Source organism: Flavobacterium urumqiense, from assembly GCF_900108015.1.
Lineage (GTDB): Bacteria > Bacteroidota > Bacteroidia > Flavobacteriales > Flavobacteriaceae > Flavobacterium > Flavobacterium urumqiense.
The window spans coordinates 85,635-101,077 of sequence record NZ_FNVP01000011.1 but is presented as its reverse complement, the minus strand read 5'-3'; the positions used below and the strand labels follow the sequence as shown (position 1 = coordinate 101,077).

The window sequence follows — 15,443 nt, the reverse complement described above, 5'->3', positions numbered from 1 at the left end:
CAATCGAATTACTACAGAACTGGAAACACTTTATAAATACAATAACTTCTGATAATGGAAAAGAGTTTGCGCAACATCAAGAGATTAGTTTGGCACTTGAAATAGATTTTTTCTTTGCCAACCCTTACAGCCCTTGGGAACGTGGTGCAAATGAAAATCTAAATGGATTAATAAGACAATACATACCCAAATCATCATCATTTGATGAAATAACTCCAGAGAAAATTATAGAAATACAAGAGAAATTAAACAATAGACCAAGAAAAAGATTTAATTTTGAAACACCTAATTATATGTTTAATCAAAAAGTTGCATTTATAACTTGAATCCTGCATTAAAAAAAAGTAATGATATGAAAAAAAGAGACCCTGTTGAGCCTCTTTCGGTGGATAATAATTGATGTTAACCGGAAATGACGTCGGTTGCTGTTTTGGTTTAGGAATGTATTAAAGTGTTTTAGAGCTTTAGAATCAGGAATTTAAATGAGAAAATTTTCTGACCATTTACCAATTTCAGTAGTAATGGTTTTCCTATTTAAAGCAAATGCGGTAATGATTTGAGGTTGAATAAAAACCGAAGAATGAATTCTGTCGTTAGAAAAAGTTGAACTGGATTTTTCTAATTGATTGGTTTTAATACAAGTTTTCTCTTTCGTACATGGGACTAAAAAGCTATTGAAAATCCAATAAGAATAACGATTTGCCAAATCCAATTCATTTTGTAATTTTATAATATGTATTTAACTTTGTGTACATTATTCTAATAAATGAAAGTTAAAATTTAGATATTTTTTTACATAAAAAAACCTCTACATAGAATATATATAGAGGTTTAATTTTAACTTTTTTTGAAATTTTATTCTTGTTTCAAATTTCTCAATTGTTTTAGTTTTTCTTTCCAAACATCTAAAGTCTCTTTGTGTAACGCGATATTTTTACGAACTTCTATAACTATAGAATTTTCTTTTTTAGCATTTCTGGTATTGGTAAAAAACTGAATGTTATTTTCTAGTTGAAAAATTTCATTCTTAACTTCTTCAATTTTACGCATTAAGAAAATCTTTTCATTATCTAATTTTCTTGTATCGTTACTTTCTGATAAATGGTCCATTCTATTAGAGAAACGTAGCATTTCAGTGTCTTTTTTACTTAAACTCAATTTTTCAAAAAGGGCATCAAGGATTTTATTAAATTTACCTTCGATATGTCTTCTGGGAAAAGGAACTTTTCCGAAATTTTTCCAGGTTTCAATATGTAATTTGATAGCATCCAAATCCGTTTTATGGTCTCCTGTCAATTCGTATTCACGCAACGTTTCCAAGTAGGCTTTTTTATTATTGAAAGCTTCCACTTCGTCGACATTTTCCTCGTTTTTTTGCTCTTTTAGTTTTTCAAAATAGTGATTACACGCATCTTTAAAGTCTTTCCAGATTTTATCAGAATATTTTCTAGGAACATGACCTATTTGTTTCCACTCCTCTTGAATTTGCTTCATTATTGGTGTTGTGATAGCAAAATCGAGACTTTCCTGCAATTCTTTGGCTTTGGCAACAAGAGCATTTTTTTTGTTTAAATTGTCATTTTGATCTTTTTTAATATCTTTATAAAAGGCATTTTTAAAAGTATTAAAATTTTTGACAGCAGTTTTAAAACTAGACCAAGTTTGTTCATTTACATCAGAAGGTACTTTTCCCGCAGAAAAAAAAGCAGTACGTAATGCCTCTACTTTTTCAATTTGAGCGAGCCATTGCGAATGAGTATTTACTTTCTCGGTTTTTAAAACTTCAATTTTAGAAATAATTTCTTTTTTCTTTTCTAAATTTTCAACTTCAGTTCCTCTTAATTTTTCAAACAGAACTTCGCGTATATCGTGCATTTTTTTAGTCAAGTCGCTAAACTTGTTCCAAATTTCATCACGATGTTCTTTAGAAACTGGACCGATGTCTTCTTTCCAAATTCTATGTAAATCTTGTAATTCACGAAAAGCTTTGTTTACATCAGCCTCATTTACCAATTCTTCAACTCGAAGAATAATTTTCTGCTTTTGTTCTAAATTATGTTTAAAATCTAAATCGCGCGCTTCTCGGTCTAAATGTAAATAATCATAAAAATTTTCAACATGAAAGTGAAAATTATTCCAAACGTGATTGTACTTGTCTTTTGGGATTGGTCCTGCATTTTTCCATCTTTCTCTTAAATCATTAAAATGTTTTAAGGTGTCTTTGATGTTTTCTTGCGGATTGATTAACTCTTTTAATTCCTCAACAATCGCTAAACGATTTTCTAAATTAGTTTTTAGATTCGTTTGTAAACTTTTAAAATGTGTATTTTTTGCGTCTCTAAAAATAGAGTAATATTTATCAAAATTGCTTTTTAAAGGAGAATGATATTGAAATTCTTCGTTCGGATCTTGATTTTCAGCAAGGAACTCTTCTTTTTTCTCTTCTAAAAGATGGTTGTATTTCGCTAAGAATGATTTTTTGATTTCTTCAATATGATCTTTAGCCGATAGCACTTTTTCATTGCTCACCAGATTTTTTAATTCATCTACCAATGATTCCAATGATAGTGTATCATAATCTTGCATAGGAATGTCATGACGGTCTTTAAGAGTCTCGTCTTCACTTTCTTCTGCGTTTGTATTTGCAATGGCGTTAAGAGCTGTTTGGTTATCAGTTTCTGAAGCAGCGTCGGTAAATGGTAATTCTTTTTTTGGAATTACAACATTATCTTCTGCAGGCACATCAATTGGTTCAGCTACAGGTTTTGTCTCCAATACTTCTGTTTCAGATTGATTTGATTCAGCTGAATCGTGTGCTAAATTTCCATCTGTCTCATTTTCGTGACGGGACAGGTTATCATTCATTTCTTCTAACATTTTTTTCAATGTTTAAGGTTTTTATTTTTTTCCGAGTGCGAAAGATAGTGAAAGCAGTACTAATTTACAAAATAAATCCTTTGATAATCTATTAATTTTATTGAAAATTATAGATTTAAATTCGTTCTGAATTATATATAATAATCCGTTGGGTGTAATTATTTGAAAAAAAATAAATGGATTAGATCTTGATCAAGACATTGAAATTTAGTATTTTGAACTCGCAAAATAACCAATTTACACTTCGAATACAGTAAAAAATTATTTTAGAGTTTTAGAAATTATTAGTTTTTTAAGTTGTGAGTTAGAAAATAAATCAGAGTTATTTAGAAAATAAAAAATGTATGATTTACAAGTAGTTGCATTAAGTTTAACAATTGAATTTATGTCTATTGACAGTGCGGATTCTCTATTTAAAGAGATTTATAAGCAACAAGTTCCTAATTTTAGGGAGCGAAGTCAGTTTATTGAAAGGAGAAGAAAATTGTTTTATTCGTGTAAGAAGTAAGTACAAAATTGCCTCAAGGTTTTTAGAATTTGAAGATTATTATATTGTCGATACTATGCCATTGGCGATATGCAAATTTGCTCGGCATAGTAGAATTAAAATCTGTAAAAATGAGTTTGAAACGGCATTTTCAATAGGGTTTACTGCTTCTCAAAACAAGTGGTTTTATGGGTATAATCTGCAAGGAATTTGTTCAGTAAATGCAATTTTTCAGTCCTTAGATAGTACAAATGCAGAGGTTCATGAGGTCGTTTTTAAAAAAATATAAAACAACAGATGTCAGATTGTGTTTTGCTTGGGGACAAAGTTTACTTATCTTAAAGCATTCAGTTAGATTTATTTCAAATGTTAAATTAGAAACCTCGAAAAAAAATCAAAATGACTATAAATCACGATCTAATATTTTCAGAAAATCAAGGAAAACAATCGAAACATTGTTTTCGAAATTATGTGATCAATTCATAATTAGAAACAATTATGCTAAAAATCTTGAAGGTTTTGAAACAAGAATTTTAGCAAAAATAACAGCATTGAAATTGGTAGAATAGATCAATAAATTTATTTTTAATAGACCACTAAATAATATCAAAAATCAAATCAATTAATTACATTCAACGAGTTGAATTTAGGTATTTTGTGTATTTATTATATTTTTAAGAAGTAAGAATAATAGTTTTTTTAATTTTACTTTAGTAAAAAAAATTCTAATATTTTCTAATAAAAAAACGTTTTAATTAGAAATTTCTAAAATAAAGACAATTCTTAGGGATCTTTTAGTATGAAAAAAATACTTATAGTTCAAAATTAATTTTATTTTTGTCGATGTGTGTGATTCTTAATTGCTACTGCTTTGAAAATAAGTAGAAAAGAGTTGTTAGATTATCATAGGAATCAATTATTGCTACAACTAAAAAAGAGTAAGCCCCAATAAAATGAAAATACCACTATTACCGTTGAATGAATCTGACCGACTTACAGCTCTTGAAAGCTATTCAATCATGGATACTTTGCCTGAAAAAGAGTATGACGCAATAACACAGCTGGCCTCATATATTTGCGGAACTCCAATAGCTTTAGTTACTTTGTTGGATAAAGATCGGCAATGGTTTAAATCAAGTGTTGGTTTAGGAGTATCTGAAACACCCAGAGAGATTTCTTTTTGCCAATATTCCATTATGGGAGATGACGTATATGAAGTTAACAATGCATTAGAGAATAAATTATTTGCGGATAATCCGCTGGTTACCGGGAACCCTGACATTCGATTTTATGCTGGAGCCCCTTTGCAGAACTCCGAAGGGTTTAACTTAGGATCCCTTTGCGTTATTGATACCATTCCAAGGGTATTGACTGAACAACAAAAAAATGCATTAAAACTGTTGGCAAACCAAGTTGTTTTATTACTGCAATTGCGTAAAAAGAATGCGGATTTAAATACTACTCAAAAAGAGTTTCAAAATTTTACTGATTTGTCAAAAGATTTGGTTTGCATTGCAAATGTAAATGGACTGTTTTACAAAGTGAATCCTGCTTTTACAGCTGCACTAGGATATTCAAAAGAAGAATTAGAAGGTACACCTTTTGTTAATTTTGTTCATCCGGATGATTTAGATAAAACCTATAAAGAATTTGCTAAATTAGCAGAAGGACACAAAACAATCAGTTTTGAAAATCGGTACCGCTGTAAAAATGGAGAATATATAGTGTTAAGCTGGAATGCATCCCCTGACCCAGTTTCTGGAAATTTATATTGTATTGCCAGGGAAATGACTTTTGAAAATAATCAGAAAGAGACGCTTGTTAAAACTACGAACGAATTGTCTGCCATCCTTAACTCTGCAGAGTTTTCAATAATTGCGACTGAGCTTGACGGAACAATAAAACAATTTAATAGAGGAGCTGAAATATTACTTGGATATACAGCAGATGAAGTTGTAGGCAAAAAAACTCCCGCTTTTATTCACGTTATCGAGGAAGTGGTCAAGCGAGCTGAAGACCTGACTATTGAACTTGGTGAGAAAATTGAACCTGGATTCGATGTATTTGTTATAAAGGCAAAAAAATTCGGGATAGCCGATTCCAATGAATGGACCTATGTCAGAAAAGATGGCGGTACATTTCCAATAGTTTTATCAGTTACGGCGATAAAGAATATTCAGGGAGAACTAACAGGTTATTTAGGTATATCTAAGGATATTACTAAAGAAAAAGAGGCAGAATCAAATTTAATAAATAGCAATAAGTTATTAGACGAATCGCAAAGTATTGCCAAAACTGGGAGTTGGAAATTTGATTTAGTCACGAAGGATTTAGTTTGGTCAAAAGGAAATTATAAAATCTTTGAATTTGAAGAACTACCTGCGAACAAGTTATTTGATGCCTACAGGAAAATACTTCGTCCAGAAATAGTAGTTCAGATGGATATTGCTATTGAAAAAAGCATAACGACGGGGCAAGATTTTGAGTTTATGAACAGTATCGATTTTCCTGACAACAGATTAAAATATGTTTTAACATTGGGTAAGGTTATTAAAAATGAATTTGGAGAAGTAGTTGGTGCTCAGGGAAGTACTCAGGACGTAACTGAGAAAAAACTCGCCGAGCAAAATTTAATAGATAGCAATAGATTATTAGATGAATCTCAAAGTATTGCTAAAATTGGGAGTTGGAAATTTGATTTAGTTACCAATGATTTAGTATGGTCGAAAGGGCATTATAGTATTTTTGAAATGGAAGAGTTAAGTTCTGATAAACTATTTGATGCCTATAGGACAAGAATATTTCCCGCTGATTTACAGGTTTTAGATAATTTAAATAGTGATGAAGATTTTACCACTAATTATAGGATTTTACTTCCGGATGGCAGGATAAAATATATATCAGAAATAGGAAGCCCTTTTAAAAATGAAAAAGGAAAAATAATTGGATTGAAAGGTTCTATTCAAGATATTACCGAAAAAACACTTGCAGAACAAAAGATAGTAAACAGTAATACCTTATTAGATGAATCACAAAGAATCGCTAAAATCGGGAGTTGGAAATTTAATTTAATCACAAAAGATCTTATGTTGTCTAAAGGACATTACAGCATCTTTGAATTGGAGGGTGTGCCTGAGGATCAATTGTATAAATCCTACCGCAGCAGAATACATTATGATGATGTAACGATGCTGGATGAATTAGATGAAAATAGTATAAAAACAGGGGAAGATTATAAAACAAATTATAGAATTTTATTTCCTGATAATAGAATAAAATATATATCAGAAATTGGCCAACCATTTAGAAATGAAAAAGGGGAAGTTGTTGGTTTGCAAGGTTCTATCATGGATATTACTGAAAAAACACTTGCAGAGCAAAAAATTGTTGAAAAAGCAAAAGAAATAAATGATATCAGATCCGCATTAGATGAATCTACAATTGTAACAATTACAGATCAAAAAGGAGTAATCACTTTTGTAAACGATAAGTTTTGTTCCATTTCCAAATATTCGAAAGAAGAACTTCTTGGGCAATATCATTATGTAAACAACCCTGAATACCATTTAAATAAATTCATAAAAAATATCTGGAAAACCATTGCCAATGGAAAAGTTTGGAAGGGAGATATTAAACATAGGGCAAAAGACGGCTCTTATTATTGGGTGAATTCCACAATTGTCCCATTTTTGGATAACAAAGGAAAACCCTATCAGTATATTGCTATAAGTTCTGATATAACGGAACAAAAATTAGCCAAGCAAAAATTAGATAGCGCGCTAGTAGATCTTGAAAAAACGAATAAAGAATTAGATCAGTTCGCTTATATTGTTTCGCATGACCTTAAGGCACCATTGCGTGCCATAAACAATCTTTCAGAATGGATTGTTGAAGACATGCCTGAAATGCCTCCGGAAGTAAATACTAATTTCGGATTATTACGTGGCCGAATTTTGCGCATGGAGAATTTAATTAATGCAGTATTAGACTATTCACGTATCGGACGAACAAAAATAGAAAAACAAACAACTGACTTAAAAAAAATGTTATATCAGATTGTTGATTCAATTGTTTCAACGGAAGGATTTGAAATTTACATTGCCGACAACATTCCTGAAATTAAAATTGCAAGAATATTGTTTCAACAGATATTTAGCAATCTTATCAGTAATGCTGTAAAATATAATGATAAACCAATTGGGAAAATAGAATGTCTCTATGAATCTTTGCCTGATTTTCATCAGTTTACAATAAAAGATAATGGTCCTGGGATTAAGGAAGAATATCATAAAAAAGTATTTAAAGTTTTTCAAACCATTGAAGCGCGAGACAAAAAAGAAAGTACTGGTATCGGATTGTCAATCGTTCAAAAGATAATTGACGAAGCCGGAGGTACCATTCGTATAGAATCTGAAGAAAATAAAGGAGCGAGTTTTATTTTTACAATTCCTAAAGAAAGCTAAATGACAGAGTCAGCACAAAAATGTCAGGAAGAGCTCTCAGCTCTTAAAAAAGAATATGAAGATTTTGTTTATATTGTTTCTCATGATATAAAAACACCCATGAGAGCAATTGCTAATATTGCAACATGGATTGAAGATGATTTAGGCCCCGATATAAACATAGATATTTTAAACAATTTCAGTTTATTAAAAAATAGAGTCGCACGTCTCGAAAACATGTTGAACGCATTGTTGGAGCTCTCTAGAATTAATAGAACTGAAATGGAAGAGTATGAGGTGAATATTCCAAAACTTGTGAAGGAATGCATGGCAACTTTGGATAATAAAACAAATGTTAAGTTTCATGAAAATTATAATTTGTACAATGAAAACTGTATTACCTTAGGAAAAAAATTGAACAAAGTTATTTTTAATTTACTAGACAATGCAGTTCGATTTCATGATAAACAAATTAAAAATGTGTTTATAGATATTAGTGAAAATGAAACAGAGTATCAAATAAAAATAAGTGACGACGGTCCTGGAATTGCAGAAGAGGTAAGACAGAAAATTTTTTCTATTTTTTACACCGTGAATTCAAAAGACGTTTTAGATTCGACAGGCGCAGGGTTAACAATTAGCAGCAAAATAGTAGCAATGGTGGGTGGAGCGATTCAATATACACCGTCAGTAAATAATGGTTCAATTTTTCAAATTAATTGGCCAAAAATAATAAGCGTAAAAAATTAAAATTATGATACAAAAATTGGTGAATATTTTATTGGTCGAAGATGATGAGGTTGATGTAATGAATGTAAAGAGAGCATTTACAAAAAATAATATCAAAAATGAACTTTTTGTTGCTGGTAATGGCGTGGAAGCATTAGATATGTTACGTAGTTCGATTATTCCATTACCCAGAATCATTATTTTGGATATTAATATGCCAAAGATGAATGGAATTGAATTCCTTAAAATCATTAGAGAAGACGAAAATCTTAAAAATATATCCGTTTTCGTAATGACCACTTCTAATGAAGATAGTGACAAGATTAATGCTTATAATCTGAATGTTGCGGGCTATATTTTAAAGCCATTGTCTTTTGAAAAATTTATTAATTCAGTTGCTACACTAAAGAATTTTTGGTCTTTATGTGAGATGTAATTTTTAAATCAATATGATCTATGGTAGCCGCAAACATTTTAATTGTAGATAACTGTAAAATTTTCATTGAAAATACAGTAAATGCTTTTTCTCAAATTGGTATTAAATCAACTTTATGTTTTGCCGAAAATGACAGCAAAGCATGGTCAATGCTTCACGGTAAAAATAAATTATTGCCACTTCCAAAAATTATGTTGATTGATATTAATGCTGAAGGCATCAACGGAATTGATTTAATAAATAAAATCAGATTTGATTTTGAACTAAAATCAATTTTAATATTTGTGGTTAGCAACATAGATGATGTAGAAAAAAAATGTGATGCTTTAAATTTGAATATTGCAGGGTACATGCATAAACCATCTGAAAAAGGAGAAATTGTTGCTTTTTTTTCCATTTTGAATGATTATTGGAATAGTATAGAATTTTCGAGGTAAAACAAATAAAAAACATGGCTGTTACTTTAAAAATATTAATTATTGATGACGACAAAGTTGATACGGTCACAATAATTCGTTCGATATCACATTCCGGAATTGTTGCAGACGTTGAAAATGCTTTTTCAGCTCAAGAAGGTATAGAAAAGATTAAATCATTTAATTATGACTTAATATTTTTAGATTATATGATGCCGGACAGTAACGGAATTTCTTTTCTAAAAAAACTGAGGGATTTGGGTATTGAAACCCCGGTTATTTTTGTGACTTCTCAAGGAGATGAAAAAATTGCTAGCCAAGCTATTTTAGGAGGCGCCTCTGATTATATTCCAAAATCTTTATTAACTCCTGACGGTATTTCTCAAAGTATTAGAAATGCACTTAAACTCCATGAAAGTCTTATTCTTCGTAAGAAGACGGAGTTAGCTTTGAAATTAAATGCGAATAGACTTTTTGAAGCGCAGCAATTGGCTAAAATTGGGAGTTGGGAAATCAATCTAAATGACGGAGAAGTTTTTATTTCGGATCAATTCTATACTATTTTTGAAATAGAAAAAAATAATTTTCCAACTATCGATCTTTTAAAATCACGTTTGATCAATAGGGAGGATGTATTACTATTTGAAAAAAATCTTAATTATGTCAAAGAAAATAATTCAGAAGTACAGTTTACCCATAGCTTAATCAGTAGAAATGGAACAATTAAATATATCAATGAATATATAAAATGTATGAATGGGGAAAACAATGAACCAGTCAAAATTTTAGGTACTATTCAAGATGTAAGCAATCAGAAAGAAATTGAAAGAGAATTAATAAAAGCAAAAGATTTAGCAGAACAATCAACTCGTGTAAAAGAACAGTTCCTCACTAATATGAGTCATGAAATTCGTACACCTATGAATGGAATTATTGGGTTTGCTAAAATACTGGAGGGTACTAATTTAGATTCAGAACAGAGACAAAGTGTAAATGCAATAAAGAGAGCCGGTAATAATTTAATGGTTGTTATTAATGATATACTTGATTTCTCTAAAATAGAAGCCGACAAAATGATATTTGAAGAAGTGAATTTTTCTTTGTCAAATAATATAAAAGCAGTGATAGAACTTCTTTCACCAATTGCTACAGATAAAAAAATAAAATTAATTTTTGATATTGACAGTCAAATAAATGATTTTTTGATTGGAGATCCTACAAGATTATCACAAATTTTGATCAATTTGATTGGGAATGCCGTGAAATTTACTGATAAAGGATATGTCGAATTAATCGTTTCGCAAGTGAAAGAAACGGAAACAGCAACTTTTTTACAATTCGCAATAATTGATAGCGGTGTAGGTATTCCTCATGATAAAATTGATTCTATTTTTGAGAGTTTTAATCAAGCTTCAAATGAAATGACCAGAAAATTTGGAGGTACAGGTTTGGGGCTTACCATTACCCGAAGACTTATTGAATTGCAAGGAGGTTCAATATCGGTAGAAAGTGAAATTGGAAAAGGAAGCAAATTTTCATTTTTAATTCAATTTAAAAAGGCCCAAAATGGAATTGTTAAAACGGTAAAAATAGAAAAAGAGCTATCATCTACAGATTTCTTGAAAGATATTAACATCCTTTTGGTTGAAGATAATGAACTGAACCAGCTTTTAACGGTTAAAGTATTTGAGAAATTTGACAAAACAATTGATATTGCCGATAACGGGAAAATTGCTATTGAAAAAATTGAGAAAAATAATTACGATATTATTCTGATGGACATTCAAATGCCTGAAATGGATGGAATTGAACTCACACAATATATACGAACAAACTTTGGACCGAAATCAAAAATACCAATAATAGCATTGACAGCACATGCCACATTACTAGAAGAACAGCGATGTTTGGAAAGTGGGATGAATGATTATCTGTCTAAACCTTTTGATTTTAATGAGTTAATTGAAAAAATACATTATAATTTAATGAATACGAACGAGAATATTTTAAGTGATTACGCAAAGCAGGGAGAAAATGTTTTAACACTAGTTGATTTTTCCTATTTGAATGAATTTGCTGATGGAGACGATACTTTTATTCAATCAATGGTAGATTTGTTTATGCACAATCTTCCTGTGTCGCTAGAAATAATATTAAATTCAAACGAAACGGATGATATAAAAATTCTAAAAGCAGAAATCCATAAATTGAAATCTTCTATTAGTTTATTGGGCATTGCTTCGGCATCTAAATCTATTGAGATAATTGAAAATGAGATTAAAATAAACCCCTTTGGAAAGAATAGGAAAGAAGAAGTTGAAAAATTTAATGAAATATGTCTAGAGGTTTTTACAGAGTTGCAAATTCTCTCTGGCTACTCTGAAAAATAATGAATTGTTTTAATTTACAATGGTTTAATTTTGCTTTTAAATAATCAAAAAAATGAAAATACTAATTGCCGAAGATGATGAGATGATGTTAAAAACCATGGAATTTAAACTAATTCGAGAAGGATATGAAGTCATTACATGTAGTGATGGTAAAGAAGCATTAGAGAAAATTGTTTCGGAAAATCCAGACTTGATTATTTCAGACATAGAAATGCCATTTGTTTCAGGACTCGATATAGTAAATAAAGTAAAAATAGAATTGCAACTAGACATTCCAATAATTATTTTATCTGCCGTAGGTCTAGAAAAAACGGTACTTAAAGCCTTTGAATTAGGAACGGATGACTTTATAACAAAACCATTTAGCCCAAACGAGTTGATAGTAAGAGTAAAACGACTATTAATGAATAAGTAATATTCGAATTTGGCCGTAGGTTTCTTGCATTTAAAGCAATAATATTTAAAAAGCGATTATCCAGATATTGCGCTTAATAGTAAATATCTAAAATAATACTTCTTATAGAATTGTAAACTAGTTTTTCAATTTGGGAATAGTAGATTATATTGCCATTGGACAGCCAAAATTTTAGAACTATATTTGCGGCCTTGGTATTTCCGCTAAGATCGATACAAGTTTTTTTATGATGATGAAGAGTGAAATAGATAATAAGAGTGCAATTACTTCAGAAGAGATCGATAAGTGCATCGCAATATTGGCACAATTAAATACGAACACAGACCAAATATTTGATATTCCCGCTACCCAAAGAATAGCGCTGATTAAGGCTGCAGGTCAATTTTCAAGACCAAATCGGGATGAGTTTTCTCGAAGAGTTAAGGACGGTAAACTTGCAACTAAACGCAAATTAGAAAAGAAAGACAAAACGGCTCGTAAAGAAACAGGAATCCGTCATGCCCGCGAAGCAAGTATTTTTGTTGCGCCAAAACTTTTGGCCTTGAACGATTTGGTTAACAAACAGCAATTAGAATTAGAGACGCCCAGAAATTGTTATGTTTGTAAAACCGAGTTTACTAAAATGCACCACTTTTACGATACAATGTGTACTGATTGTGGCGATTTTAATTATGCAAAACGTTTTCAAACTGCTGACGTAAAAGGACAAATAGCGGTTATAACAGGTTCTCGGTTAAAAATTGGATACCACATCACATTAATGCTTTTGCGAGGAGGAGCAACAGTTATTGCAACAACGCGTTTTCCGGTAGACTCAGCATTGCGCTTTGCTAAAGAAGAAGATTTCATGGATTGGGGACATCGACTGAAGATTCATGGATTGGATTTACGTCATATTCCGAGTGTAGAGATTTTTTGCAATTTTATTGAGCAAAAATACGAACGTTTAGATATTTTGATTAATAATGCTGCGCAAACCGTGAGACGTCCAGCCGGATTTTATACACATTTAATGGATAACGAAGACCGCCCAATAGCCTTTTTACCAAAATACGCACAGGATTTATTGCTGGATCATACGGATTGTTTACACGAATTAAAAGTATTGACTACAGGCGTTTCTTCAAATCAAAATATGCCAGTGACGTGGCATGGACCAGAACCAGGAATTGGATTACGTGCTTCTGCCAAATTATCTCAAATTCCTTATAGTTTTGATAATACACTGGTGGCGAATGAAGTTTTCCCGGAAGGGGAATTGGATGCTGATTTGCAGCAGGTAGATTTAAGGAAGACAAACAGCTGGCGCTTAAAGTTAGGGCAAATAGAAACGACCGAAATGATTGAAGTACAGCTCGTTAATTCGGTGGCACCTTTCGTATTGTGTAACCGCCTTTCTGAAGTTATGAAGAAAGACAATACGGGAAAAAAACACATCATAAATGTTTCAGCGATGGAAGGTAAGTTCCATCGTTTTTTTAAAGAAGCTAGACATCCACATACTAATATGGCCAAAGCCGCTTTGAATATGCTTACTCATACCGCTGCAGGAGAATTGGCGAAAGCCGGTATTTTCATGAATGCTGTAGATACTGGCTGGGTAACGGATGAAGATCCGGCGGAATTAGCCAAGAAGAAACAAGAATTAGAGGACTTTCAACCTCCTCTGGATATTGTTGACGGTGCCGCACGCGTTATGGACCCTTTGTTTGACGGTATTAATACAGGGAAACATTGGTGTGGAAAATTCTTAAAAGATTACAATCCTATTCCTTGGTAATGATCGGGAGTTCCTAAATAAAAAAGCTGTAAAACGCAAACAATGGTTTAAACCAATTCAGGAATAAATGAGTGTTTTTTTTATAAAATATTTATTAGTTATGGCTTAGATGCATATTTTATTTCTTTTTTAAAATAATAATTTTCGATGACAATAATGATTGTAATTCCAGCAATGGAAGCTAGTAAATCAATCCTTGAAAAATTAAATAACCATCCAAGAAAAAGATTTAATTTTGAAACACCAAATTATATGTTTAATCAAAAAGTTGCATTTGTAACTTGAATCTAGCTTTTTTTTTGGTTAATTTATAAGCATAAAAAAATCCAATTTGCTTTGACAAATCGGATTATAAGTGGGATCTCTTTGACTAGGTGTAGGAGTCGACAAAATAGATTAGGACAAACCTTCTAACGTTTACTTGATAATGATCCTGTTTTTTGAATTAATAACTTTACTATAAATTGTTTCAACAGCATAGTTTTTAATAAAATTAGGTATCTTTTTTAATTCGTTAATTTGGTTTAGAGTCGAACGTCTTATTGCTTGTGAAATTTTAAGTAAATTATCAGTATTGTCTTCAATTTCCAGCGCTAAGATGGATTCTAAGATTTCTTTTTTCATAATATGTCCCGTCATTCCATGCGCTGTAACGGCAGTCAATTGCTTGAATTTTGCTGCTATTTTTAGATTTTGAAGACCGTGATAGTTATAATTTGGTTCTTTTTGTAAAAATGTCTTTTTCAGTTCTGAAATTAGAGAGTTGTTGGTTGGAGCTGCCTGTTCAGTTTCCACTTTTATTAGAAAAAATTTTACAGCTTTATTTTTTTTGAAATGTAATATAGTATTTATACTTCGTTTAGTGGTTACTACTCTTGAATGGTGTTTTCTAAGCGTTGATTTGTAGCCAGATATACCATAACTATGTTGCATGGTTCCCTCCGTGCAGTATGCAAATAAAACAGACGATTTGCTAAATGATTCAATACTTAGCAAGGTGTCATCAAAAAATGTTAGGCTAACCTGAACAGAAGTAATGCCATTTATAAAGGTAACTCCATCAATATTTCCTTTAATCAAATCGGAATCTAAGGCCAATTTAAATTCGTTATTATTTGAATTTAAAATCCCTTTAAAGGAGGTTTCAAGTTCATTGAAAACTTCATTTATTGTTCCGGTATTTAGATAAATATTTTTCATAGGATGGATATTTAAATAATTATAAAAAGAAAAATGGACTCTGTTTATTTTAACTCTTTTAATATTCAAAGTACGGAATTAGGTGTAAAATTTTTGTTACGAAATTATTTAGAAAAGTTTCATAATTAATAGTAAATATGTAATGAGATTTAAATGTAAATACGCAATGTAGAAGCGGATTAAAGTGCATCTCTAGAATGGAGGACAAAAAAAATCCGACTTGCGAGAGCAAATCGGATTCGGTATTCATTTTTTGAAACGTATCGCAAAC

The 15,443-nt window shown here is 30.9% G+C and carries 10 protein-coding genes and 1 pseudogene; 9 read left to right on the top strand and 2 right to left on the bottom strand.

The window, feature by feature from the left end:
• Positions 1 to 326, top strand: a 326-nt coding sequence (locus C4S35_RS12910) for an IS30 family transposase (RefSeq protein ID WP_159916751.1), incomplete at its 5' end; no start/stop codon positions are given.
• A 529-nt stretch (positions 327 to 855) separates the two neighbouring features.
• Here the strand turns inward: C4S35_RS12910 and C4S35_RS12900 are convergent.
• Positions 856 to 2,877: a DUF349 domain-containing protein gene (locus C4S35_RS12900; RefSeq protein WP_244175278.1), complete on the bottom strand. Its 2,022-nt coding sequence runs from the start codon at positions 2,875 to 2,877 to the stop codon at positions 856 to 858.
• A 235-nt stretch (positions 2,878 to 3,112) separates the two neighbouring features.
• Here C4S35_RS12900 and C4S35_RS12895 point away from each other — a divergent pair.
• The 8 genes and pseudogenes from C4S35_RS12895 to C4S35_RS12860 all read left to right on the top strand — a co-directional run bounded on the left by C4S35_RS12895 (position 3,113) and on the right by C4S35_RS12860 (position 13,972).
• Positions 3,113 to 3,933 (top strand): annotated as a pseudogene (locus tag C4S35_RS12895) (IS982 family transposase).
• A gap of 384 nt (positions 3,934 to 4,317) precedes the next feature.
• Positions 4,318 to 7,827 carry a PAS domain S-box protein gene (locus tag C4S35_RS12890; protein WP_104000568.1) on the top strand — a complete coding sequence of 1,170 codons (3,510 nt, stop codon included), beginning with the start codon at positions 4,318 to 4,320 and terminating at the stop codon, positions 7,825 to 7,827.
• Positions 7,828 to 8,556, top strand: a complete 729-nt coding sequence (locus C4S35_RS12885; protein ID WP_104000567.1) for a sensor histidine kinase — start codon at positions 7,828 to 7,830, stop codon at positions 8,554 to 8,556.
• Between the two features lie 4 nt (positions 8,557 to 8,560).
• The gene (locus C4S35_RS12880; protein ID WP_104000566.1) at positions 8,561 to 8,971 is read left to right on the top strand and encodes a response regulator; all 411 of its coding nucleotides are present in this window, start codon (positions 8,561 to 8,563) and stop codon (positions 8,969 to 8,971) included.
• 20 nt (positions 8,972 to 8,991) lie between these two features.
• Positions 8,992 to 9,408 carry a response regulator gene (locus C4S35_RS12875; protein WP_104000565.1) on the top strand — a complete coding sequence of 139 codons (417 nt, stop codon included), beginning with the start codon at positions 8,992 to 8,994 and terminating at the stop codon, positions 9,406 to 9,408.
• Between the two features lie 14 nt (positions 9,409 to 9,422).
• Entirely contained in the window at positions 9,423 to 11,777 is a 2,355-nt protein-coding gene (locus C4S35_RS12870) for a hybrid sensor histidine kinase/response regulator (RefSeq protein ID WP_104000564.1), read from the top strand.
• 52 nt (positions 11,778 to 11,829) lie between these two features.
• A complete protein-coding gene (locus tag C4S35_RS12865) occupies positions 11,830 to 12,192 on the top strand; it encodes a response regulator transcription factor (protein WP_104000563.1) in 363 nt (120 codons plus the stop codon).
• A 229-nt stretch (positions 12,193 to 12,421) separates the two neighbouring features.
• Positions 12,422 to 13,972 carry an SDR family oxidoreductase gene (locus C4S35_RS12860; RefSeq protein ID WP_104000562.1) on the top strand — a complete coding sequence of 517 codons (1,551 nt, stop codon included), beginning with the start codon at positions 12,422 to 12,424 and terminating at the stop codon, positions 13,970 to 13,972.
• 417 nt (positions 13,973 to 14,389) lie between these two features.
• Here the strand turns inward: C4S35_RS12860 and C4S35_RS12855 are convergent, their stop codons facing one another.
• Positions 14,390 to 15,172 carry a hypothetical protein gene (locus C4S35_RS12855; protein WP_104000561.1) on the bottom strand — a complete coding sequence of 261 codons (783 nt, stop codon included), beginning with the start codon at positions 15,170 to 15,172 and terminating at the stop codon, positions 14,390 to 14,392.
• Positions 15,173 to 15,443: the final 271 nt, after the last annotated feature.

Bases quoted from the DNA above. Each gene is read 5' to 3' on its own strand.
- C4S35_RS12900 (WP_244175278.1), bottom strand. From the start codon at position 2,877: ATGTTAGAAGAAATGAATGATAACCTGTCCCGTCACGAAAATGAGACA.
- C4S35_RS12890 (WP_104000568.1), top strand. From the start codon at position 4,318: ATGAAAATACCACTATTACCGTTGAATGAATCTGACCGACTTACAGCT.
- C4S35_RS12885 (WP_104000567.1), top strand. From the start codon at position 7,828: ATGACAGAGTCAGCACAAAAATGTCAGGAAGAGCTCTCAGCTCTTAAA.
- C4S35_RS12880 (WP_104000566.1), top strand. From the start codon at position 8,561: ATGATACAAAAATTGGTGAATATTTTATTGGTCGAAGATGATGAGGTT.
- C4S35_RS12875 (WP_104000565.1), top strand. From the start codon at position 8,992: ATGGTAGCCGCAAACATTTTAATTGTAGATAACTGTAAAATTTTCATT.
- C4S35_RS12870 (WP_104000564.1), top strand. From the start codon at position 9,423: ATGGCTGTTACTTTAAAAATATTAATTATTGATGACGACAAAGTTGAT.
- C4S35_RS12865 (WP_104000563.1), top strand. From the start codon at position 11,830: ATGAAAATACTAATTGCCGAAGATGATGAGATGATGTTAAAAACCATG.
- C4S35_RS12860 (WP_104000562.1), top strand. From the start codon at position 12,422: ATGATGAAGAGTGAAATAGATAATAAGAGTGCAATTACTTCAGAAGAG.
- C4S35_RS12855 (WP_104000561.1), bottom strand. From the start codon at position 15,172: ATGAAAAATATTTATCTAAATACCGGAACAATAAATGAAGTTTTCAAT.